The organism is Leifsonia sp. KNZ13-11D (assembly GCF_056754895.1).
Genome location: NZ_JBPGWU010000001.1, coordinates 170,156 through 192,160 on the forward strand (window position 1 = coordinate 170,156; position 22,005 = coordinate 192,160).

The 22,005-nt window shown below is 71.5% G+C and carries 17 protein-coding genes; 10 read left to right on the forward strand and 7 right to left on the reverse strand.

Annotated elements, in window-relative coordinates; all coding sequences use genetic code 11:
* Nucleotides 1-52: 52 nt before the first annotated feature.
* Both ACR9Y5_RS00865 and ACR9Y5_RS00870 read right to left on the reverse strand, forming a co-directional pair.
* The gene (locus ACR9Y5_RS00865; protein WP_310132356.1) at nucleotides 53-334 is read right to left on the reverse strand and encodes a hypothetical protein; all 282 of its coding nucleotides are present in this window, start codon (nucleotides 332-334) and stop codon (nucleotides 53-55) included.
* Between the two features lie 102 nt (nucleotides 335-436).
* On the reverse strand, nucleotides 437-775 hold the full coding sequence (locus ACR9Y5_RS00870; RefSeq protein WP_481296166.1) for a hypothetical protein: 339 nt from the start codon (nucleotides 773-775) through the stop codon (nucleotides 437-439).
* Between the two features lie 88 nt (nucleotides 776-863).
* Between ACR9Y5_RS00870 and ACR9Y5_RS00875 the strand changes: the two genes are divergently transcribed.
* From ACR9Y5_RS00875 to ACR9Y5_RS00890, 4 genes are all read left to right on the forward strand, one after another.
* Complete coding sequence (locus ACR9Y5_RS00875; RefSeq protein WP_481296167.1) at nucleotides 864-1,475, forward strand: flavodoxin family protein; 612 nt, start codon at nucleotides 864-866, stop codon at nucleotides 1,473-1,475.
* Between the two features lie 46 nt (nucleotides 1,476-1,521).
* Nucleotides 1,522-2,310, forward strand: a complete 789-nt coding sequence (locus ACR9Y5_RS00880; RefSeq protein WP_481296168.1) for a putative protein N(5)-glutamine methyltransferase — start codon at nucleotides 1,522-1,524, stop codon at nucleotides 2,308-2,310.
* 77 nt (nucleotides 2,311-2,387) lie between these two features.
* Nucleotides 2,388-3,200, forward strand: coding sequence for a TspO/MBR family protein (locus tag ACR9Y5_RS00885; RefSeq protein WP_481296169.1), 813 nt, complete (start codon nucleotides 2,388-2,390; stop codon nucleotides 3,198-3,200).
* 30 nt (nucleotides 3,201-3,230) lie between these two features.
* Entirely contained in the window at nucleotides 3,231-4,154 is a 924-nt protein-coding gene (locus tag ACR9Y5_RS00890) for an AEC family transporter (protein WP_481296170.1), read from the forward strand.
* Between the two features lie 171 nt (nucleotides 4,155-4,325).
* On the opposite strand, the gene ACR9Y5_RS00895 is transcribed toward ACR9Y5_RS00890, so the two are convergent.
* The 3 genes from ACR9Y5_RS00895 to ACR9Y5_RS00905 are packed head-to-tail and all read right to left on the reverse strand — an operon-like array spanning nucleotide 4,326 to nucleotide 8,721.
* Nucleotides 4,326-4,865, reverse strand: a complete 540-nt coding sequence (locus ACR9Y5_RS00895; protein ID WP_481296171.1) for a tetratricopeptide repeat protein — start codon at nucleotides 4,863-4,865, stop codon at nucleotides 4,326-4,328.
* Between the two features lie 4 nt (nucleotides 4,866-4,869).
* Entirely contained in the window at nucleotides 4,870-5,424 is a 555-nt protein-coding gene (locus tag ACR9Y5_RS00900; RefSeq protein ID WP_481296172.1) for a TOPRIM nucleotidyl transferase/hydrolase domain-containing protein, read from the reverse strand.
* Between the two features lie 39 nt (nucleotides 5,425-5,463).
* Nucleotides 5,464-8,721 (reverse strand): DUF7507 domain-containing protein, encoded by a 3,258-nt coding sequence (locus ACR9Y5_RS00905; protein WP_481296173.1) that lies wholly within the window; start codon nucleotides 8,719-8,721, stop codon nucleotides 5,464-5,466.
* A gap of 315 nt (nucleotides 8,722-9,036) precedes the next feature.
* Between ACR9Y5_RS00905 and ACR9Y5_RS00910 the strand changes: the two genes are divergently transcribed.
* Entirely contained in the window at nucleotides 9,037-15,768 is a 6,732-nt protein-coding gene (locus tag ACR9Y5_RS00910; protein ID WP_481296174.1) for a DUF7507 domain-containing protein, read from the forward strand.
* The gene (locus ACR9Y5_RS00915) at nucleotides 15,765-16,148 is read left to right on the forward strand and encodes a hypothetical protein (protein WP_481296175.1); all 384 of its coding nucleotides are present in this window, start codon (nucleotides 15,765-15,767) and stop codon (nucleotides 16,146-16,148) included. The genes ACR9Y5_RS00910 and ACR9Y5_RS00915 overlap by 4 nt, the downstream gene beginning before the upstream one ends.
* A 15-nt stretch (nucleotides 16,149-16,163) precedes the next feature.
* On the opposite strand, the gene ACR9Y5_RS00920 is transcribed toward ACR9Y5_RS00915, so the two are convergent.
* Both ACR9Y5_RS00920 and ACR9Y5_RS00925 read right to left on the reverse strand, forming a co-directional pair.
* Nucleotides 16,164-16,712, reverse strand: a complete 549-nt coding sequence (locus ACR9Y5_RS00920) for a hypothetical protein (RefSeq protein ID WP_481296176.1) — start codon at nucleotides 16,710-16,712, stop codon at nucleotides 16,164-16,166.
* Between the two features lie 9 nt (nucleotides 16,713-16,721).
* Nucleotides 16,722-16,994 (reverse strand): TetR family transcriptional regulator, encoded by a 273-nt coding sequence (locus tag ACR9Y5_RS00925; RefSeq protein WP_481296177.1) that lies wholly within the window; start codon nucleotides 16,992-16,994, stop codon nucleotides 16,722-16,724.
* An 85-nt stretch (nucleotides 16,995-17,079) separates the two neighbouring features.
* On the opposite strand from ACR9Y5_RS00925, the gene ACR9Y5_RS00930 reads away from it, so the two are divergent.
* From ACR9Y5_RS00930 to ACR9Y5_RS00945, 4 genes are all read left to right on the forward strand, one after another.
* Nucleotides 17,080-18,009 carry an aldo/keto reductase gene (locus tag ACR9Y5_RS00930; RefSeq protein WP_481299503.1) on the forward strand — a complete coding sequence of 310 codons (930 nt, stop codon included), beginning with the start codon at nucleotides 17,080-17,082 and terminating at the stop codon, nucleotides 18,007-18,009.
* Nucleotides 18,010-18,016: 7 nt separating this feature from the next.
* A complete protein-coding gene (locus ACR9Y5_RS00935) occupies nucleotides 18,017-18,979 on the forward strand; it encodes an SDR family oxidoreductase (RefSeq protein ID WP_481296178.1) in 963 nt (320 codons plus the stop codon).
* A 23-nt stretch (nucleotides 18,980-19,002) separates the two neighbouring features.
* Nucleotides 19,003-20,703 (forward strand): class I adenylate-forming enzyme family protein, encoded by a 1,701-nt coding sequence (locus ACR9Y5_RS00940; RefSeq protein WP_481296179.1) that lies wholly within the window; start codon nucleotides 19,003-19,005, stop codon nucleotides 20,701-20,703.
* Between the two features lie 95 nt (nucleotides 20,704-20,798).
* Nucleotides 20,799-22,001: a GDSL-type esterase/lipase family protein gene (locus ACR9Y5_RS00945; RefSeq protein ID WP_481296180.1), complete on the forward strand. Its 1,203-nt coding sequence runs from the start codon at nucleotides 20,799-20,801 to the stop codon at nucleotides 21,999-22,001.
* Nucleotides 22,002-22,005 lie beyond the last annotated feature (4 nt).

A 22,005-nucleotide genomic window follows, 5' to 3' on the forward strand; every position in this document is an offset into this window, starting at 1 on the left:
GGGCGGAAGCGGTTGACTTACGCTCGGAGGGTCGGGCGACCTCGGTGCGGCCTCAGGCCAGGGAGTCGAAGTCGAACCAGAACGCGTCGTCGTCGTCCTCACCGGCGGCCGAGCCGGTGGAGACGGGGTCGCGCGGGATGGTCGCGGTCTCGATGCGCACCTTCGTCTGGCTGGTGACGAAGATCTCGCTCGGGGGACGACTGGACTGCGTGATCGAGACGAAGTCGCCGTCGTTCCTGCTCGCTTCGACGACCCTGCTCTTCAGCTCCTCGACCGGCGCGCGGTCGACGAAGGTGAACCTCAGGTCGTCGATGTAGACGTGGAACACCTGCATTACCCTCTCCCGGTCGTCGGTTACTCGCCCGATAGTACGCGGCGAATCGGGTTGCGCCAGTGCAGTGCTGTATTAGCGGACAGCCGTCGCGGTGCCGGGGTGTCAGAGCAGGTCGTAGTCCAGGTCGGGCATGTCGTCCGTTCCGTGCTCGACGTACGAGGCCTTCTGCGGACCGAGCGCTGCGATCTTGTCCTCGAACTCGGCGACGAACGGTTCATCGACCAGCTCGGGACCGGAGTACGGCTCGTCCTCGGCGAGGATCTGGGACGCCGGACCGAGCAGCATGAGGGCCTCACCGGTCGCCCCGCCCTCGACGACCACCGGGGCGCGGACCTCTGCGGCGTCGTTCCTGTGGGCCAGTGCGGCAGCGAAGCGCACGAGGACATCGGCGATGTCGTCCCCGGTGAGGAGCGAACCGCTTGCATAGTAAATGCGCTTCATCACCCATCCATACGGTCACCTGGGCATAAGGTCAAGGTCGCAGGAGCACCGGTTGCGGATTTCGCCCGGTGCGCGTTCACTCCGCGGCATGACCGATGAGAACCGCTCCCTGACCGCGCTCGCCCTCGTCTGCACGCTGAAACCGTCGCCGAGCGAGTCCAGCAGCCAGCTCCTCGCCCGTCAGTTGCTGGACGAGCTGGCCACCCACGACGTCACGGGCACGGCCGTCCGCCTCGTCGACTACGACATCAAGCCCGGAGTCGAGCTCGACGAGGGCGACGGCGACGACTGGCCGAAGATCCGCGAGCAGGTGATCGCCTCGGACATCCTGGTGATCGTCACCCCGACCTGGATGGGCCACCTCTCGTCCGTCGCGCAGCGCGCGCTGGAGCGGCTGGACGCGGAACTGTCCGAGACCGACGAGGACGGCCGTCCCCTGGTGGAGGGCAAGGTCGCCATCGTGGGCGTCGTCGGCAACGAGGACGGTGCGCACGCCATCATCGCGGACCTGTTCCAGGGCCTGAACGACGTGGGCTTCAGCATCCCGTCGCAGGGCGCCACCTATTGGAACGGCGAGGCGATGGGCTCCGTCGACTACAAGGATCTGGACGAGACGCCGGAGTCCGTCGCGGGCACGAACGCGACCGTCGCGAACAACGCGGCTCACCTGGCGCGGCTGCTGGCGGCACGGCCGTACTGATCCCGCGCGACAGCGACCGCCGCTTCCGCGCCGCTAGCATGACGGCGTGCCCGAACCGGATGCTGAGATCGTCGCGCGCCTGCGCGCGGCCGGCTGTGTCTTCGCGGAGGACGAGGCGCGGCTGCTGACGGAAGCTGCTCGTTCTCCGGACGAGCTCGAGCGGCTCGTCGCCTGCCGGGTGGCGGGCGAGCCGCTCGAGCCCCTGCTCGGCTGGGTCGCGTTCGGCGGCCTCCGGCTGCACATCGGACCTGGGGTGTTCGTGCCGCGCCGCCGCACCGAGCTGCTGGCGCGGAGGGCCGCCGGGTTCGCCCGCGACGCGGTGGAGCGCACCGGCCGCGCTGTCGTGCTCGACCTCTGCTGCGGAGCGGGCGCGATCGGCGCCGTCGTGGCGTCCTCGGTGCCCGGCGCAGAGGTCTTCGCGTCCGACGTCGACGCGGCCGCCGTGGCGTGCGCGCGCCGGAACCTCCCGGCTGACCACGTCTTCCAGGGCGACCTGTTCGCCGCGCTCCCCACGGCCCTCCGCGGCCGGATGGACGTGCTGGCCGTCAACGCCCCCTACGTGCCGACCGCGGCGATCGCGCTGATGCCGCCCGAGGCGCGCGATCACGAGCCGGGCGTCGCCCTGGACGGCGGGCCGGACGGCCTCGACCTGCATCGCCGGATCGCCCGGGAGGCGGCGCTCTGGCTGGCCCCCGCAGGCATCCTGCTGATCGAGGCGGGGGAGGAGCAGGCGCAGACGTCGGCGGCACTGTTCGCGGGCTCGGGGCTGCGGACGAGCATCGAGGCTGACGACGAGGTGGGGGCGACGGTGGTCGTGGCGACGGCCGCGCGCTGAGGAGCCCCCGAGCCGCCGCCGACGCTGCGGGCCGCGCGCACTCGACCCCGACGCGTCCGAGGGCTACCGTGCGGGGCATGAGCACGCTCGCCGCCGCGCGGCCCATGCCGGCCGATCGCGTCCGCCAGTCCCTCGTCATCGCCGGCGCGGTGGTCGCCCTGATCGGAGCGGTCGTCGGCTCGGGGTTCGTGGGCGGGACCCCCATCCCGAAGGTGGCCGGCGGAGCATTGAGCGCGGACGCCACGCTGCTCGCGCCGGCCGGGCCGGCGTTCGCCATCTGGTCGGTGATCTACGCGGGTCTCGTCGTGTACGCGATCTGGCAGGCGCTGCCGTCGCAGGCCGCGCGCGACCGGCAGCGCCGCGCCGGATTCTGGGTGCTCGGCTCACTGCTCCTCAACGCCGCCTGGATCCTGTCCGTGCAGGCCGGGCAGCTCGCGCTCTCGGTGGTGGCCATCGTCGCACTGCTGGTCGTGCTCATCGTCGCGTTCGTCATCCTCCGCCGCCACCCCGCCGAGTCGACGGCCGACGCGGTGCTCCTCGACGGGGTGGTCGGCCTGTACCTGGGCTGGGTGATGATCGCGACCGTGGCGAACATCGCGTCGTGGCTGCAGCACTCCGGCTTCGACGGTTTCGGCGGCAACCCGCACGGCTGGGCGATCGCGATGCTGGCCGTCTTCGCGGTGATCGGCTGCGCCCTCGCCGTGTGGGATCGCGGACGCTTCGCCCCGGCGGTCGCCTCCGCCTGGGGCCTTGCATGGATCGGCGTCTCGCGCCTGACCGGCACGCTGGTCTCCGCTCCGGTCGCCATCACGGCGTTCGCGGCGGCCGCCCTCCTGCTCCTGGTCGCACTCGCCGTGCGAGTGGCCCGGCCGGAACCGCGCCGGCGCTGAGCCTCCCGCGCGGTCCCGTACGCTGGTCCGATGGGCGGTGTGCTGACCGGGTTCGGGATCATCGCGTTCGTGATCCTGATCGGCTACATCGCCGGCCGGTTGCGGATCGGTGGTCCCACGGCTCCGTTCGTCCTCAACCGCGTCGCGTTCTTCGTGACGAACCCGGCGCTGCTGTTCGTGACGCTGGCCCGCGCCGACCTGCACGTGGTGTTCTCGACCCAGCTGCTCGTCGCGGCCGCCGCCGCGCTGGTGTCGGGCGGACTGTTCGTCGCCCTCTCGCGCGCCTTCTTCCGCGCTCCGGCTCCGGAGACGACGATCGGGGCGCTGGGCGCGGGGTACGTCAACGCCAACAACATCGGCCTGCCGGTCGCGGTGTACGTGCTCGGCAGCGCGTCGTTCGTCGCGCCCGTCCTCCTGCTCCAGCTGATCGTGTTCGCGCCGATCGCCCTGACCGTCCTCGACACCACCAGCCGCGGTGCGGTCTCGGTGCGGTCCATCCTCACCCAGCCCGTCCGCAACCCGATGATCATCGCCTCGCTGCTCGGCATCCTCGTCGACGTCAGCGGCCTGAAGCTGCCGGATGCGGTGCTCAAGCCCTTCGAACTGCTCGGCGGCGCCGCGGTGCCGCTCGTCCTCCTGGCGTTCGGGATGTCGCTGGTGGGCGCCCGGCCGCTCCAGGCCGGAGCGGGACGTGCATCCATCGTCACGGCCGTCGTGCTCAAGTCGGCGGTGATGCCGCTGGTCGCCTTCGCCGTCGCGCGCTTCGGCTTCGGCCTGGAGGGGCAGTCCCTCTTCGCGGCCGTCGCGCTCGCCGCCCTGCCGACGGCGCAGAACGTCTACAACTTCGCCGCGCGCTACGAGCGCGGCATGGCGGTCGCCCGCGACGTGGTGCTGCTGACGACGATCTTCGCGGTCCCGTCGCTGCTGGTCATCGCCGCGCTGCTCGCTCCCTGAGGGATGCGCCGCTCGCGTCACGGGATGCGCTCGAGCCGCGTCCTACTCGGGGAGCACGGCGGGGGGTCGTTCTCACGATCGTGACCATGCGGCGAAGGCGATCACCACCGCGATCGCGCCGACGAAGAGCGAACCGCCGAAGCCGACGGCGAGCACCCGGCGTCCGCGCATTCAGCGGCCCGCAGGGTCCGGCCCGGCGGAGCGCGCCCCGTCCAGCGATCGGAGGTACTCGGCGTTGCCGCGGATGGCGGCCTGGTAGCGGAGCAGGTCGGGGGTGCGGATGCGGTCGGCGGCGACCTCCATCAGCTCGGCGACCGCCGCGTCGCTCCGGCCGGCGGCGTGAAGCGAGAGCGCGTGCCACACCCGCACCGACTCCGAGTCGGGGAACAGGGCGACGGCGCGGTCGAGGGCCGCGAGCGACTCGTCGAACCGTCCGAGGTTGCGCAGCGTGCTGCCGTATTGCAGCAGGCAGCGGCGCAGCGTGTCGCCGTCGAGCCCGGCTTCGAGGGCGCGCTCGTAGTATCCCGCCGCCGTCTGCTCCTCGCCCGAGGTGTCGTAGGCGCCGCCGACCTCGTAGAGCACGTTCGGGTCGTCCGGATGCTCGGCGAGCACCGCAAGAAGCGCCTGCACCGTCGGGGCCATGTCGTCGCGGTCCCGGGCGGCGAACAGGTCGGCGAGACGTTCGAGCAGGGCAGGGTCGGTCTGCGGCATCCCCTCAGCCTAGGGCGGCGTCCGCGACGGCGGCGTGAACGACATCGCGGAGCGGCGCGGGCAGTTCCGGCGGCGCCAGGGCGGCGGTGAGGACCGCCCCGTAGTGCTCCTTGCGACCGGACGTCGTCCCCAAGAACCGGTGCAGCTGCGCATCCATCGTCCGGGCGCGCTGGGCGGGTTGCTGCTGGAACGTGCGGAAGAGACCCAGGTCGCCCTGTTCGTGCAAGGCCTTCTCCGCCCGCTCGTGGCCGAGGGCGCCGAGCAGCTCCCCCTCCAGGTCGGGACGGCAGACGAACACCGCCTCCGAGGGGAGCCCGGCGCGCTGGAAGAAGCGCACCTCGCCCGCGTCGCACAGGGCGCGCAGACGCATCCCGGCGCCACCCGGCCCGAGGTCCGCGACGAAGCGGCGGACCGACATGGCCCCGCCCATGGGAACGACCGAGACACCGAGAGCCTCCAGGTCCACATCGAGCACACGCGCGGCGGCCACGACGGCGGCCCGGTCGCTCGTGCCCTCCACGAGGATCGCCGCGCCGTCCGGGAGCGCATCCGAGGTCATGCGCACCAGTCTGGTACGGGAAGCGCCGGCGAGAAACCGTCACGTGATGCGACGGCGGCGGCGCAGCGCCGACAGGGCCCCTCCCGCACCGATGAGCACGACGGCCGCCACGATCGTCAGCGTCAGCGCCGGCCCGGTGCCGGATCCCGTGTCGGCGAGACCGCCGCCGTCAACGGCTGCGCCCTGCGACGGAGGTCCGGGCGCCCCCGGAGAGGCCGGCGGCGCCGTCAGAGTCGACCACTCGGCGGTCGGCGCGAAGGGGGCGGCGACGCCCTCGGGCGGTGTGCCAGAAACGGTCGCGACGACGACCGCTGCTCCCGCGACCTGATCCGCCGCCGTGACGGTCGAGGCCGCATCGCACGTCATCGACGCCCCGGGAGCGAGCTGCGTCGCCGGGCACGACGGGTCGAGCGAGCCCGCATCCACCGCCACGTCCGTGAGCGTGACATTGCCGGTGTTGGCGATCGCGAAGCTGTAGTCGATGACCTCCCCCGCTTCGGCCAGACCGTCGCCGTTCGCATCCTGGAGGACACCGTGCAGGCCCAGCGAGAGCGCAGCCTGCGGGAAGGCGGTGGGGATGCTTGCGGTGTCCGACGCCGGGAGGAGAGGTCGGGCCCCCACGGGCGCCGTCGCTGTGACGCTCGCGGTGTTGGTCACGTGGCCGCTCAGGATGTCCGCCTCGGTGACCTCATAGGGATGGTCCGCGACGCAGTCGACGGCCGAGTCGGGTGCGATCGGCCCCTGCGGACAGGTCACCGGTCCGCCCTTCGGGTCGGAGATCGCCGGGTCGGTGAGGGTGAGGGTGCCGCGGTTGACGACGGTGAACGCGTACCCGATCTGCTCACCGAGATCTGCGAGGCCGTCCCCGTTGCTGTCGGAGAGCGTCGCGCCCTTGACCAGACCGACCCCGGTGGAGGCGGCAGGCGTCGCCGTGACAAGGGTGTCCGAGGCCGGGGAGAGCGGGACGCCCGGTGGAGGCGTCGCTGTCGCCGTCGCCGTGTTGGTCGCACCGCCCGCGAGAACGTCGGCGTCGGTGACCGTGTACGGGGCGTTCGCGGTGCAGGACGCTTGTGCCCCGGGGGCGAGGTCGGCGGTGGCGCACGTGACGGCGCCGGCCGCCGGATCGTCGACCGACAGGCCGCTCAGGGTGACGTTGCCGGTGTTCACGACGGTGAACGAGTAGTGCAGCACGTCGCCCACGTCCGCCAGGCCGTTGCCGTTGGTGTCGTCCAGCGTGGCCGACTTGGCGAGGTGGAGTCCGGCTCCGGCGACGGGCGTCGGCGTATCCACCGTGTCGGTCACCGGCTCGATCGGCGGGACTCCCGGCGGTGGGGTGGCGGTGGCAGTGGCCGTGTTCCGCACACCGCCCGCGAGGATGTCGGCCTGGGAGACGGTGTGCACGTCATCGGCGGCGCACACCATGGTGGCCCCGGGCGGCAGCGTGGTCCCGGGGCACGTCACGGAACCGGCGAGCGGGTCGTCGATCGCCACTCCGCTCAGCGACACCGTTCCCGTGTTCCGGAGCCCGAACGTGTACGAGATGGTCTCTCCGACATCGGCCAAGCCATTCGCGTCCGTGTCGTCGAGGTGGGCCGCCTTGGTCAGCGCGAGTCCGGCCGCCGCGGCGGCCGTCGGAGTGGTCACGGCATCCGTGGCGGGCGCCAGAGGGACTCCCGGCGGTGGGTCGCCTGTCGCGGTGGCGGTGTTGTGAACGCCTCCCGCAAGGATGTCGGCCTCCGTGACCGTGTAGGGAGCGTCTGCCACGCAGGTCTCCGTGGCGCCCGCCGGCACAGCCGCAGGCGGGCACGTCACCGCTCCGGCGCGCGGGTCCGAGACGCTCACTCCCTGGAGGGTGGTGTTGCCGATGTTGGTGACCTCGAAGGAGTAGTCGATGTGCTCGCCGAGCTCGGCGAGTCCATCGCCGTCGAGGTCGACGAGGTCGGCCCGTTTGACGAGAGAGAGCCCGGCGTGCGCGAGCGTCAGCGCGACCGTGGCGGTTGCGGACGCGCTGAGCGTTGCGCCGTCGGCATCCCGGGCGGTAGCCGAGGCGGTGTTGGTCAGGGATGTGCTCTGAGCGTCGGAACCCGACACCACGTGGGAGCCGGTGCAGGTCATCGACCCCGTCGGCGAGCCGGCCGGGCCGAGCTGGGTCGCCGGACACGACACATCGGCGATCATCGGATCGGTGACAGCCACGCCGGTGATCGCGTCCGCGCCCGTGTTCGTGACGACGAATTGGTATGGGATGGCGTCGCCGAGAGCGTAGGAGGGCGGCTGGGGGGTGGAGCGGTCCACCTGCTTGACCAGGCTGAGAGCCCCGAGGGGGGCGATGCTGCGGATGACCACATCCCGGACGAGATGAGCGTCGGTCGCCGACCCCGTCGACGCCGAGAAGCCGAGCTTGTACGTCGCCGGCGCCGGATCGGTCATCGCATACGTGAGCACCGTCTGGTAGGCGGTCCGCGTCCCGGTGAAGTCGATCTGCACCGTGACGGTCGGGAAGCGCCCGGGGCCGACGATCACGCGGACGTTCCGGAAAGCGGACACGGAACCCGTGTGCAGCGTTCCCGGCAGGGTCGACGGGCCGCGAGGCGCCGGGGCGGTGGCCGCGAGAAGGCAGTACCCGGTGAGCCCGTCGCCCGGCCCGCGGATCGCCACGGTGTTCGGGACGGTCGCCGTGTACGGGGATCGGGCGGCGCATCCGCTCCCGAGCGACTGCGAGTCCTGCACGAAGCCGCCGTAGGCGTCCAGTCCGACGCCGATGTAGCCTCCCACGACCCCGGGGACGGCGACGCTCTGCGCGTATCCCAGACTGGACCCCGGCGCACCGATCGCCGTCAGGTTGTACGCGCCGTCGGTGAGGAAGAAGGCGATGCCGTCCGCACCGCTGCCGCCGTACTGCGCCTGGTCGAAGTCCGCTTCCACTCCTGTGGAGGACGGTATCGCCCGGTTGTACACCATGCCGCCGGTGGCCGCCGAGCGGACGTCGGTGAGCTGCAGCCACCCGGGAGCCTGACCGACAGGCGGCGAGCCGTTGGACCGGCCCGCGCACGTTCCGAGGTTCGAGGATCCGGCAGGGGGTGTGGAGCCGGCGGGTGCGGCCGTGAGGCAGGCTTGGCCGAGTCCGATCGCCCGCGGGTCGGAGACGCTCGCACCGGTGAACGATTCGTCGAGGAGGATGGACCCGACGGCCGAAGCCGGGGCCGGCGCGGCGAGGGCCGCGAGCAGTACGGCCAGAAGCCCGGCGCAGGCCGCGCCGATGCCCACGCGACCTCGCGCACCACGCAGTGACGACACGGGGCGGCCTCCCTCCGGTTCGGGCGGAGCGCAAGCGGATGCGGCGATTCTGGTTCAGTTCGTCGGCGGGCGGAAAGACAGCGGCGCCGATGTCTGCGCCGCCCGCGACACGGAACACCGCACTGAGATGCATGCAATGAATCCCGATCGCCGTCACGGCTCGATGGACTGCCGCGTCTACCTCGATAAGGCCACATCGAGCTGCCTATCAGGCGCCCGTGCTCCGGCCCTAGGTTGCTCAACGGAAGCGGCCGACTCAGAAGTTCGCCAGAGCGCGTGGCCGGGCCGCCGACCGTGCATGAGGAGGTCACCCGGATGTTCCGAACGCCGCGAGCGGGAGCGCCCCTTTCCTTCGCACCCCGCGGCGGCGCCCGGGTGCGCGCCCTCGTGGCGCTGGTCGTCCTGGCGTTGACGGTGGGAACCATCGAGGTGGTCGCCCTGCCGGCCACGGCCGCGACCGGAAGCACCGTCACCGGTGTCGTCTGGGCCGACAGCAACAAGAACTCCGTCCACGAAGCCTCCGAGGTCGCGCAGCCCGGCGTCCCCGTCTCTCTGCTGACGCAACCGGGTGGTGCTGTCGCGGCGACCACGACCACGAATGCGCAGGGCGTGTACGCCTTCCCCAACGCGGCCGACGGCACGTACATCGTCCAGGTGACCGCGCCGGGCGCGTTCACGTTCCCCGCCGCCACCGGCGGCGCCGACGACTTCGCCTCTGCTGGCACGCCGGCACCCGGACAGCCCGAGCTGGGCGTCTCAGCGCCCGTGGTGATCGCTGGCGCCACGCAGATCACCGGGCTCGACGCGGGAATGCAGCCGCTCGCCACGATCCAGGTGGCGCAGCTCGCCCAGACCGGCGCATGCCAGAACCTGGTCACGACCGGTACGGCGCCGTTCGACGCGACCGACGGGGGAGGCCTCGATTCGACGGCCGCCAACTGCCTGGTCCGAACCGGCGACGCGGCGACGCAGGTCTTCGCCGTCTCGCTGACCGGTCTGCCGACCGGCGCCTCGGTCAGCAACGTCGTGGCCGACATCACGATCTCGAGTGCCGACGGCGCCAAGTTCGCGTTCTCCGGGCCCGGCAGCGGCGGTCTGCCGACCGGCTGTCTGGTGGCCGGCGTCACGCCCGCCTCCAGCATCGTGACCAACGCGGACGGCTCCGTGACGCTGCACTGCAACATGGGCACCTTCACCTCCGCCGTCGGACTGATCAGCGTGCCGGTGACCCCGAACAGCAGTTCTCCGGACGACTCCCACTTCCATGTGACGGCGACGGCGAGCGCCGCGCAGGGCGGCGCCGTCAGCGGCAACACGGTCACGGACCCCGACATCCAGGTCACCGGGTCGCCCGCCTGGGACGTCTCGAAGAGCTCCTTCGTCTCCGATTCGTCGCCGTCGACCCGCACGGTCAACGGCGTCCAGCAGACCGGGTACTTCCTGCAGTGGATCGTCGCCTACTCCCCGCTGAAGGCGCGCGGCAATGCGACGCTCGCCTCCCCGCTCACGTTCACGGACAAGATCAACGCCCCGGCCGGCACCATCGTCTACGCGTGCGGGCCCACTGCGAACCAGGACGGCTCCGGCCTCGGCACGACGCCCGGATCGATCACGTGCCCCACGCAGGGAACGCCGTACGACCCGGCGAACGGCGTCACCTACACGATCAGCGGGATGCAGGGCGATCGGACGAACGGGTACAAGATCAGCTTCTTCCTCCCGCTGACCGCCGCCTACCAGGCGCTCGCGCCCGGGTGGCAGCCCGGAGACCCGATCCCCACCGGCGCGATCCCCATCACCAACGACGTGATCGACACCGATGGATACCGGAGCCTCTCCGGAGACCTGAACAACGGAACCGGCTTCGAGCCCGGCTGGGACGGCGCAACCGCCTCCGGGAACAACGTCGCCTCCACAGCGGCACTCCAGGTGAAGCCGCCCGCGCCCGGCATCCCCGGCAGCGGCAAGACCTTCGCGAGCACGGCAGGCGGCGGCACCGTCGTCGGCAGCCGCATCGCGCTGAACACCGACGCCGTCACGACGATCACCGACCCGATCCTGGTCGACGTCTTCGACGTGTCCGTCATGGGGCTGAACTCCCTGCCGACGGCGCCTGCGGGATACGTCATCGAGTACGCGCAAGGGCCGAACACGACCGACCTGCAGACGGGGCCGGCGGTCAACGGCCTGTACCCGTACGACAGCACCAGCCTCAAGTCCGTGGCGGCGGTCGCCTACGACTACGCCGGTCCCTGGCAGACAGACCCCACGCAGTTCGGTCCGGACTGGCAGGACACCGTCAACATCGTCCGGATGCGGCCGATCGACCCGACAACGATCCTCCGGCCCTCGACGTTGCTGCAGCTCAACCTCTCGCTCCGGGTCCGGTTCGCCTACAACGGGGGACCGCGCGCTGGCCAGGCCATCCTTCCGGGCACGCAGCTGCCCAACGAGGGCGGATGGACGGATCCGACCAAGGCGGCGCCGCACTGGTCCACGACGGAAGCCGTCGCCCGCTACATCGCGCTGCAGACCGCGATCGGCAAGTCGGTACCGCAGAGCCAGTACCTGGCCGGCGATTCCGTACCGTGGACTTTGCATCCGGTCATCACGGTGGGCGCCCCAGGTGCGGTGCTGCACCAGGTCGTCGTCACCGACACGCTCCCTGCGGGTCTCCTGCTCGACCAGCAGTGCACGCAGAACTCGCTGCCGCCGGGGATCACGATGGCGTACAACCCGGTCACGAATGTCGTGACGTTCACGCTGGGCGACGTGACGATCCCGTTGACCGGCGCGCCGTACAACCTCCCCAGCTGGAATGTGTGCACGGCGGTCAGCAACCTCACCGTGCCCGGGACGGCGCTCACCAACCAGACCGCGATGACGACGCCGGACGCCGCCACCTCCTCCGCGTCCGCCTCGATCACCATCAATGGGAGCGGCAAGCTCGCGCTCCAGAAGTCTGTCGACCACCCGCTCGTCGCGCCTGGTCAGACGTTCACCTGGGCATTGGACTGGTCGAACACCACCACGGCCGTGACCTTCCAGGCCCCCGACCTGGTCGACGTCTTCCCGTGGAACGGCGACGCCGCCCCGGGCTCGCTGTCGAAACGCGACCAGTTCGCCTCCGACTTCTCCGGAACGACGGGGATCTCGGCGGCTCTCCCTCAGCCGACGTACACCACGGGCGCCACCGGTGACGTGCCGGGAACCTGGTACTACTCCGTGGAGCCGTCGAACACCGTCCCACAAGACCCGCGGGCGACGGTGAACACCACCCCGGCGCCGGGAACGGCGGGAAGCATCTGGCTCACGTCCGCCCAGGTGGCCGCAGGTCCGGGATTCGCCTCCGTCACCGCGGTGCGGTTCGTCTCCAGCGGCACGCTCCTGCCCGGCCAGACGGTGCACGCCCGCGTGCCCTCGACCGCCACCCCGGCGGTCGTGAACGGACTGCCCGAGCTGAACGGCCTCTACATCAACCGGGCGGAGATCTTCTCGGCGTCCTTCCCCGACCAGCCGCTGCCCTCCAACGAGCCGTATGTGCTCATGCCCGGCTGGTCCATCGGCGACCTGGTGTGGAACGACCGCGGCAACGACGGCCGCTTCGGGCCGGGCGACACCCCGGTGGCGGGCGTCCCGATCGACGTGCTGGACGGAGCGGGGAACGTCCTCGCCACCACGACCACGGGCGCCGACGGACGATGGATCGTCCAGAGCCTCCCGGCAGGCACGTACACGGTGCGCATCCCGCCCAGCGCCTTCCAGGCCGGCGGTCCGCTCGCCGGACTGAACACCCTCACCATCGGTTCCGGTTCTGATGCCTCCGTCGGCGAGTCCTTGGGCAACAAGAACAGCCCGCAGGGCGACCCGACCGTCGTCGGGCTCACCAGTTCGCCGGTCACCTTCGACTACGTCCGCGACGGAAGCGGCGGCATCATCGGAGGCAACCAGCCGGCGACCGCGTCGAGCGACCCGGGCAAGCTCCTCGATCCCTTCCTCCCGCCGGGCTTCATGAACACCAACATGGATCTCGCGCTCACCGCACCCGGATCGGTCCAGGTTGTCAAGGCGACGACGACCGCGAACGCGACCGCAGTCGGCCAGAAGATCCCCTACACCTTCGTCGTGACCAACACAGGCGCGACGCCACTGTCCGGCATCGCGCTCACGGACGTGCCCCACGTGCCGTCGGGGAGTCTGGACGCGCCGCCGGCCTGCCCGGGCACGACCCTGGATCCTGGCGCGAGCATGACCTGCACCGCGACGTACACCGTCACGCAGCCGGACCTCGACAACGGGACGATCGCCGACACCGCGACGGTGGCTGCGACGTCGCCCGGAGGCGCCCCGCCCATCACTTCGCAGCCGTCGACGGTCACGGTGCCGGTGTCCCAGTCGTCGGCGCTCACCGTGGTCAAAGCCTCGACCACGACGAGCGTGAACACCCTCGGCGCCCTCGTGCCGTACACCTTCACAGCGACGAACACCGGCAACACGACCCTCGTGAACCTGGTCGTCACGGACGCGCTGGCCGCCCCGTCCACCGCGGCGAACCTCTCCACCATCACCTGCCCGACGACCACGCTCGCACCCGGCGCCAGCGTCGTCTGCAGTGCGACCTACACGGTGGGTCAGGCGGACATCGATCACGGGAGCCTCGCAGACACAGCCACCGCCCAGGCCGTGGCGCCGAGCGGGGACCCGGTGACGGCGGCGCCGTCCAGCGTCACCATCCCGGTCGGTCGGACCAGTTCGCTGACGCTCACGAAAAGCTCGACGACGGCTGTTGTCGTCGCCCCGGGAGACGTTGTCCCCTACAGCTTCACGGTGACCAACACCGGAAACACGACCCTGACCGCCCTCACGATCAGCGACACGGTCGCGGCACCGTCCGACCCGGGGGCCCTGAGCGCGATCTCGTGCCCGGGCGGAACCGTCGCGCCGGGCGCCAGTGTCACCTGCACGGCGGCATACACAGCGACCCGGGCGGACATCGATCACGGAACGCTCGACGACACGGCGACGGCCACCGCCACCGGGCCCGACGGCGACACCATCACATCGTCGCCGTCGTCGGTCTCGATCCCGGTCGACCAAGCGCCCGCTCTGACCCTGAAGAAGAGCTCGACCACGACCACCATCGACGCGGTCGGCGCCACGATCCCGTACACATTCACCGTCACCAACTCCGGCGACGTGACGGTCACCGGAGTGACGGTGACCGACACGGTCGCGGCGCCCTCCGACCCGGCGGCGCTCACCGCGATCGACTGCCCGGGAACGGTGCTCGAGGCCGGAGACAGCATGGTGTGCACGGCTCGGTACACCGTCACCCAGGCCGACCTCGACAACGACACGGTCGACGACATCGCGACGGCCACGGGCACCGGACCCGCGGGCGCCCCCATCGCGTCCCCTCCGTCCGCCGTCAGCATCCCCGTCGACGAAACGCCGGCGCTCTCCGTCGTCAAGTCGACGGCGACGAACTCGGTCGCCGCCGTCGGCGACAGCATCCCGTACGTGTTCACCGTCACGAACACGGGCAACGTCACCGTGAGCGGTATCGGCGTGACGGACACCCTGGAGGCGCCCTCCGACCCGAGCGCGCTGAGCTCCGTCGCCTGTCCGGTCACCACGCTCGCGCCCGCGGCCAGTGTGCAGTGCACGGCCACCTACACCGTCGGTCAGGCGGACCTCGATCACGGACGCCTGAACGACACGGCGACGGCCTCCGGAGCCGGGCCGAGCGGAACACCGGTCTCGTCCCCGCCCTCCGTCCGGGTGACGGTTCCCGTCGTCCAGTCCCCGGCGATCACGCTCGTGAAGAGCGTCGACCCGGCGGACCCGGGCGCAGGGGCGGCGGGGCAGCTGCTGACGTACAGCTACACGGTGACGAACACCGGCAACGTCACGGTGACCGATCTCGCCATCGCGGAGTCGCAGTTCACCGGAACCGGGGCGCCCCCGTCGCCGTCGTGCCCGTCGGGGCCGCTGGCCCCGGGTGCGCAGATCGTGTGCACCGCGACGTACTCCGTGACGCCCGCTGACGTCGACGCAGGCGGGCTGACCAACGCCGCCTACGCGACAGCGGAGGAACCTTTCGGCGACCCCGTCCAGAGCGCTCCGTCGACCGTTTCGCTGACCTTCCCGGCCGCTCCGCGGCTCACCCTCGTCAAAACGGTCACGCCCGGTTCGGTCGATTCCGCGGGCGACGTGCTGACGTACCGCTACTCGATCAGCAACACGGGCAACGTCACCCTGAACGATGTCGGGATCGCCGAGTCGCTGTTCAGCGGCCGCGGGGGAGCGCCGGTCCCCTCCTGCCCGGCGGCCCTCCTCGCCGCCGGTGACAGCATGGTGTGCACCGCGACCTACTCCGTCACCCAGGCGGATATCGACGCCGGAGCGGCGGTCGTGAACACGGCGACCGCGCAGGGTACGGCCCCGACCGCCGCCGCGCCGACCGTCTCCGCTCCCTCCACGGCGACGACGGTGGTGACGCAGACGCCGGGCATCGCGCTGGTCAAGAGCGTCAGCCCTGCCACCGGCTCGCAGGCAGGCGACACGGTGGAGTACCGGTTCCGCGTGACGAACACCGGGAACACGACCTTGAGCGCGCTGGGCATCGCCGAGACACGCGTCGGGTTCTCCGGGACAGGGCCGCTCCCGGTGCCCACCTGTCCCGTCCTGGTCCTCGCGCCCGGTGAGAGCACGACCTGCACCGCGCAGTACACCATCACATCCGCCGACGTAGTCGCGGGAAGCGTGAAGAACACGGCGACGGCCACCATGCGCTCCGGCAGCGACCCTGACGCTCCGGATGCTGTGACCGAGACGACGCTGCCCTCGAGTGCCCAGGTCGACCTGAGCGCTCCCGGGGCGCCGGCGCCCGCCGGCGCCCCGGCAGCAGGCGCGGCGACCTCGACGGACGCGCTCGCGGACACCGGAGGCACGGTCGCCGGGTGGCTGCTGCTCCTCGGACTGGGTCTGCTCGCCGTCGGCTCGCTTGCGGCAGCGCGGAGGCTCCGGCGCCGGACGGACGGGTGACCGCCGGTGCCCGCACCTTCATCAGCCCCTGTCGCGCGCCGCGCCCGGCGCGTACGGTGCACGCCATGAAGATCATCATCTTTGCCGCAGGAGTCGCCGTCGGGTTCGTCATCGGGTCGCGCGCCGGGCGCGGCGCATACGAGGATATGCGCCGCAAATGGCGCGGGTTCGCGCAGTCCGACACCGTGCAGCACGTGAAAGGCGATGTGAAGGACTTCGCCGGGCGTGCCGCGTCCGACGTAGGGGGGAAGGTCAGCGAGACCGTCAGCAAGGTCACCGACAAGGCGTCGAGCAAGATCGACCAGGTCACCGGCAAGAACGGATCCGGCAACGGCCCCGCGTCCGAATCGGGCCCCGCGTCGCCGTCGCCCGCGGTCTGACTCCCGCCGGCCGGGTCACGCACCCTCGGGCGGGTGGGCCAGCAGGTCCACCCGCTCGCTCACGTAGTCCGCGAAATCACGAGCCCCGGCATCGCCCGCTGCCGGGCTCCAGCGCACGAGCGCGCGCCCATCCCGCACGAACAGCGGCCCCTCGCCCGCAGCCAGGGCCGCCGGATCGAGATCGATCACCGGTGCCCCGAAGTTGACGGTCTCGCCATCGCGGAACCGCCCGCGCTGTGCGGCCGCCCGTAGCGCTCGCCGCTCCTCGGCGGACTGCGACTGGTACTGTGGCCGCCCCGGCGGCGTCGCCCGCACCAGCAACCCGGTGGCGCGCAGGACGCCGTCCGCGTCCACGAGGAACACGCCCAGCCGCCAGACGCTCCCGATGCGGCGCAGCACCGGCTCACGACGGATGAACAGCGCGTTCCGCGCCGGAACGTACTCGGCGAGGGCCTCGCGCCGGGCCTCCACGGTGAGCAGCGTCGTCACGGCATCGTGCAGCACCGCGCGGATGCCCGCGACGACGGGGTCGTCCGTGCGGCGCTCGTCGGTCCCGTCCTCCACGGGACGAGCCTACGAGGCCGTGCGGATGGAGAACGAGTTGTCGTCGGTGGCGAGGAGCAGCTCCACGCCCTTCTCGTGGCGCAGCACGACGAGGGCGGACGAATCCGTCGCCGCCACACGCTCCACCTGGTTGAGGAAGATGCGCGCCATCTCGTCGGTCACCCGGAAGTCGCGGCCCAGCGCGTGGACGATGTACCCCGACACCGCCGGGGGACGGCGGCGGAGACCCGTCTCCTGCGCGAAATCATCAACAGCGACACGGAAGTCGGGCGTCATGGTCATCGGAGTGCCCCCTTTTCTGGCATCACCGACAGTAGGCGCGTAATTCCGCGCCGTCAGGGGGTTGACGAGGGGTTAGATGGAAGGCATGAAGACCTTCACCTTTCCCCGGACCGATATCACCGCGTCCAACATCGTCCTCGGCCTGATGCGCATCTCGTCGCTGGACGACGAGCAGATCCGCACTCTGGTCCGCACCGCCCGCGACGAGGGCATCACGATGTTCGACCATGCGGACGTCTACGGTGGCGAGCGCCACGGCTGCGAGCGCCGGTTCGGCGACGCGGGCGCCATCCCGGCCGCTGAGCGCGACCAGGTGGTCATCCAGTCCAAGGTGGGCATCCGCAACGGCTTCTTCGACTTCTCGCGCGAGCACATCCTGCGCTCGGTCGACGGGTCGCTCGAGGCCTTGAAGACCGACTACCTCGACATCCTTCTCCTCCACCGTCCCGACACCCTGGTCGAGCCCGACGAGGTCGCCCTCGCCTTCGACGAGTTGCAGAGCGCTGGCAAGGTGCGCGCGTTCGGCGTCTCCAACCAGACGCCCGCACAGATCGAGCTTCTGCAGCGCTCCCTGTCGCAGCCGCTGATCGCGAACCAGGTGCAGCTCAGCATCACGCACTCGCCGCTCATCGCCCAGGGCATCGCGGCGAACATGGCCGGCCTCGACCAGTCGATCGACCGCGACAACGGCATCCTCGACTACGCACGCCTGCACGACATCGTGCTGCAGGCGTGGTCGCCCTTCCAGAAGGGCTTCTTCGACGGCGTCTTCCTGGGCGACCGTGAGAACTACGCCGAGCTGAACGACGTGATCGACGAGCTGGCCGGGAAGTACGACGTCACACCCACGGCGATCGCGGTCGCCTGGATCACCCGGCACCCCGCCGGGATGCAGGTCGTGCTCGGCACGACCAACGAGCAGCGCGTTCGCGACTCGGCGGCGGGGTCGGAGATCCCACTCACCCGCGAGGAGTGGTACCGGCTGTTCACCACGGCGGGGCACATCCTGCCGTAGGCGGAGGGTGGGCGGCCCCCGCGTACCGGAGGGAGCCTCCGACGGTCCTAGACTGTCGTCCGACACGACGGAGGTCACGACGAACAGCTCCCCGGATCGCGAAGGGCCGCCCGCGCACCAGCGCCAGCCGGTGCGGCGCGCGCTGGTGACCGGCGGCTCTCGCGGCATCGGCCGCCGGATCGCCGAGACGTTGGCCGCCGAGGGAATGGACGTGGTGCTCACGTTCCGCCGGGAGGCGGAGGCCGCCGCCGAGGTCGTCGACGCGATCGCCGCGGCCGGAGGTGCGGCGCGCGCCCACCGCCTGGAGCTCGAGAGCGAGGAGGACATCGACCGTCTGTTCGCGGACGAGTTCCCTCCGGGCGCCCGCCTCGATGTGCTCGTCGCCAGTGCGGCAGCATCGGCGTTCCGCCCGGCGGCCGAGCTGACGTCCCGGCACCTCGAGCGATCGTGGGCGACCAACGTCCGCTCGTTCGTCCTCCTGGCCCAGAGGGCCGCCGACCGGATGCGCACCCGTGCCGACGGGAGCGCGACGGGTGGCCGCATCGTCGCCGTCACCAGCTACGGCAGCCACCGCGCCTTCCCGCTGTACGGTGCGATCGGCTCCGACAAGGCGGCCGTCGAGTCGTGGGTGCGTCACCTCGCCGCCGAGTTCGGCCGCCACGGGATCACGGTGAACGCCGTGAACGGCGGCCTGATCGACACCGATTCCCTGCACTTCTTCTACGGGAACGACGGCGTCCCGGACCTGGATGCGATGACGTCACGCATCCCGCTCGGCCGCGTCGGCACCGCGGACGACATCGCGGACGCCGTCCGCTTCCTCGCCTCCCCGTCCGCCGGCTACATCACCGGCCACACCCTCGTCGTCGACGGTGGCCTCACCGTCGTCGCGCCTCCGTTCTGGTCGGAGCTCGACCGGAACACCGCCCCCACCGATCCGAGACGGAGTCGACGCCCACCGGACGCCTGAACCCGCAGTACCCGAGGAGAACCATGACCCTCACCGACCCGGCATCTCATGCCGGCATCCAGCCGAACACCGAGTACGACCCGAGCATCCTCCGGGCCGTCTTCGAGCAGCACTTCACCTACGCCTCAGCGGTGGAGCGGAACACGCACCGGTACGCGTCGCGCGTCGCCATCACCGATCCGCCCTCCGGCCGCAGCTGGACCTACGGCGACCTCGGACGGGTCACCGGCAGCCTCGTCGCCGGACTGGCCGCTCGCGGGGTGGGGGTGGGCGACATCGTCGCGTACCAGCTGATGAACACCCCCGAGTTCGCGTTCCTGTACGTCGCCGCCCAAGGGCTGCGCGCGGTGAGCTCCCCCATGAACTTCCGCCTCGCCCCGGGGGAGACGGCGCACATCCTCGACGACTCCCGGCCGGCGGTCTTCGTCTACGACGCCGCCGCGAGCGACAGCGTGCGCACCGCGCTGGAGCTGGCCAGGCACCGGCCGGCGGTGCTCGCGGCCGTCGGCGACGGACCGCTGATCGAGGGCGCCGTCCGTTTCGAGGAGCTGCTGGTCGACGGGGCGCCGTCGTTCCGGGCCCCGGACGGCGCCAGCGTGTGGGACGAGACCTCCCGTCTGTACACCAGCGGGACCACCGGGATGCCGAAGGCCGTACCGCTGACCAGCCTGAACGAGGTGCTCACCGCGCACGACGTGATCATGCACTTCCCGCTCTCGCCCACCGACCGAACCATGAACATGTCGCCGTGGTTCCACCGCGGCGGCAATTACTGCGCGGGACCCAACACGGCCTTCTACGTAGGCGCCGAGGTCGTCACGCTGCCCCGCTTCGATCCGGAGGTCGTGCTCGACGGCATCCAGGAGCACGGACTCACCTACGTGATCGGCGCACCCACCAACCTGGAGCGGCTGGCCGATGCGCAGGAGGCGGACCCGCGCGACCTGTCGTCCTTGCACGGCATCGTCACCATGGGCGCTCCGCTCGACCGCTCGGCCGCCCTGCGCTACCAGCGCGTGCTCACGCCGCGGATCGCCAACGGGTACGGCACGACCGAAGCCTTCTGGAACACCTACCTGCGGCCGGAGGACCTCCCTGACGCCGCCGGCGCGGCGGGCCGGGCGTGCCTCGACGACGACGTCGCGGTGGTCAAGGTCTACGGCGACGACCGCGTCGCGGCGCCCGACGACCTCGCGGCGAAGAACGGCCACGAGATCGGCGAGGTGATCATGCGGAGCGTGAAGAGCGGGTACGCCTACATGCACAATCCCGAGGAGCAGGCTCGCAAGTTCCGCGACGGCTGGATGTACCCGGGCGACCTGGCCAGCTGGGACGAGAACGAGATCGTGACGATCGTGGGCCGCAAGGACGACATGATCATCTCCGGCGGCGAGAACGTGCATCCTGTGCAGGTGGAGGAGGTGCTCGCCGCGCATCCGGATGTGGCCGACAGCATCGTGGTCGGGCTGCCGGACGCCGAGTGGGGCGAGATCGTCGTGGCGTACGTGCAGCCGCGCCCCGGGAGGCTCGCCGATCCGCAGGCCGCCGCGCGCGAGCTGGATGCGCACTGCCGGGCGGCCGTCGCGCTCGCGGACTACAAGCGCCCGCGGCGCTACACGTTCGTCGCGGAGCTGCCGTACACCGCGACCGGCAAGAAGCAGCACTTCGTGCTGCGCGAGCAGTCCAGCCGCGACGCGGAGGAGGGGCGCTTCGTGACCCCGTGACGGCGGCGTCCGCGCCGGTGGCGGAGGAGTCTGTCAGCGAACGGTCCTCGCCGGGCCGGTTTGGGCGTCCGCCGGCGCCGGGCTACGGTCGGAGGGTGGACGACGACAGGGTGTCGCTCCCTCGCCGGGCGAGGATATTCGCCTGGCGCGCCCGCGTCGTCGCCGTGCGCAACCGGCTCGTCCGGCCGGTCGGGGAGCGGCAGGCGTTCGCCTCCGGTCGCCGTGCGCTGCGGGTTCTGGTCGTCGGCTCGGGACCGGTCGTGGGCTGGGGTGTCGGCAGCCACGACCTGGCGCTGCCGGGCGGCGTGGCCCGCGCTCTCGCGGCGGCCACCGACCGTGGCGCCGTCGTCGACGTGGTCCCGCACCCGTCCGCCGGGGTGCGCCGCCTCACGCGGCTGTTCGACGCAGCCGGTCCCGAGCGCTACGACGCGGTGGTGCTGAGCGCCACCATCCCCGACGCCATCCGGCTGGCGGACCCGGAACGCTGGGAGGCGCGCCTGCGCGCGCTGCTCGCGCGTGCGCATGCGGGCGAACCCCGCATCGTGATCTGGCTCGGCGCCCAGCCGATCCGCTCCATCCGTTCGTACGACTCGGCCGCGGGCGCCATCGCGCAGGAGCACGCCGAGCGGCTCAACGCGGTCGCCCGCCGGGTCTGCCGCGAGACCGGCACGCAGTTCGTCGCGCTGGGCGCGCCGCCGCGCGGCGACTCGGGACGCCATCGCACGCCCGCGGACTACCTGTTCTGGGCCCGGCAGATCGTCGACGTCCTGGCGCCGGCGCTGCACGAGCACACCGGCCGGCGCGCGGTCCCGGCCCCCGACGCCTCCGATCGGGTGGGCGCCATCGAGCGCCTCAAGCTGAGCGGGCGCGGCGGGGACGCCCGCCTGGACGACATCGTCGGCACCGCCAAGCGGACGCTCGGCACCGACATCGCCATGTTCACCGTCCTCGACGATCAGAAGGAGTGGCCGCTGGCGTCCACCGGCTCGGTCCTGCAGGAGATCCCCATCGAGCAGTCGGCGTGCATCCACACCATCCAGACCGCGGACGGGATGGTCGTGCCGAACGCCGTCGAGGACGACCGTTTCGCCGGCAGTGCACTCGTGACCGGCGCAGCCGGGTTGCGCTACTACGCGGGCTATCCGGTGGAGGCGCCGGACGGCACCCGCATCGGCGCGCTGTGCGTCTTCGGCCGCAGCCCCCGCGAGCGCGCGGAAGGCGAGGCCGACCTTGACGTGCTGCGTGAGCTGGCGCTGCTCGCGCAGCGCGAGCTGTGGCGGTGGTCGCCGGACACCTGAGCGG

Excerpts from the sequence above, each read along its gene's own strand:
- ACR9Y5_RS00910 (WP_481296174.1), top strand. The coding sequence starts at position 9,037 with ATGTTCCGAACGCCGCGAGCGGGAGCGCCCCTTTCCTTCGCACCCCGC.
- ACR9Y5_RS00930 (WP_481299503.1), top strand. The coding sequence starts at position 17,080 with ATGAAGACCTTCACCTTTCCCCGGACCGATATCACCGCGTCCAACATC.
- ACR9Y5_RS00925 (WP_481296177.1), bottom strand. The coding sequence starts at position 16,994 with ATGACCATGACGCCCGACTTCCGTGTCGCTGTTGATGATTTCGCGCAG.
- ACR9Y5_RS00940 (WP_481296179.1), top strand. The coding sequence starts at position 19,003 with ATGACCCTCACCGACCCGGCATCTCATGCCGGCATCCAGCCGAACACC.
- ACR9Y5_RS00870 (WP_481296166.1), bottom strand. The coding sequence starts at position 775 with ATGAAGCGCATTTACTATGCAAGCGGTTCGCTCCTCACCGGGGACGAC.
- ACR9Y5_RS00900 (WP_481296172.1), bottom strand. The coding sequence starts at position 5,424 with ATGACCTCGGATGCGCTCCCGGACGGCGCGGCGATCCTCGTGGAGGGC.
- ACR9Y5_RS00890 (WP_481296170.1), top strand. The coding sequence starts at position 3,231 with ATGGGCGGTGTGCTGACCGGGTTCGGGATCATCGCGTTCGTGATCCTG.
- ACR9Y5_RS00875 (WP_481296167.1), top strand. The coding sequence starts at position 864 with ATGACCGATGAGAACCGCTCCCTGACCGCGCTCGCCCTCGTCTGCACG.
- ACR9Y5_RS00865 (WP_310132356.1), bottom strand. The coding sequence starts at position 334 with ATGCAGGTGTTCCACGTCTACATCGACGACCTGAGGTTCACCTTCGTC.
- ACR9Y5_RS00885 (WP_481296169.1), top strand. The coding sequence starts at position 2,388 with ATGAGCACGCTCGCCGCCGCGCGGCCCATGCCGGCCGATCGCGTCCGC.
- ACR9Y5_RS00895 (WP_481296171.1), bottom strand. The coding sequence starts at position 4,865 with ATGCCGCAGACCGACCCTGCCCTGCTCGAACGTCTCGCCGACCTGTTC.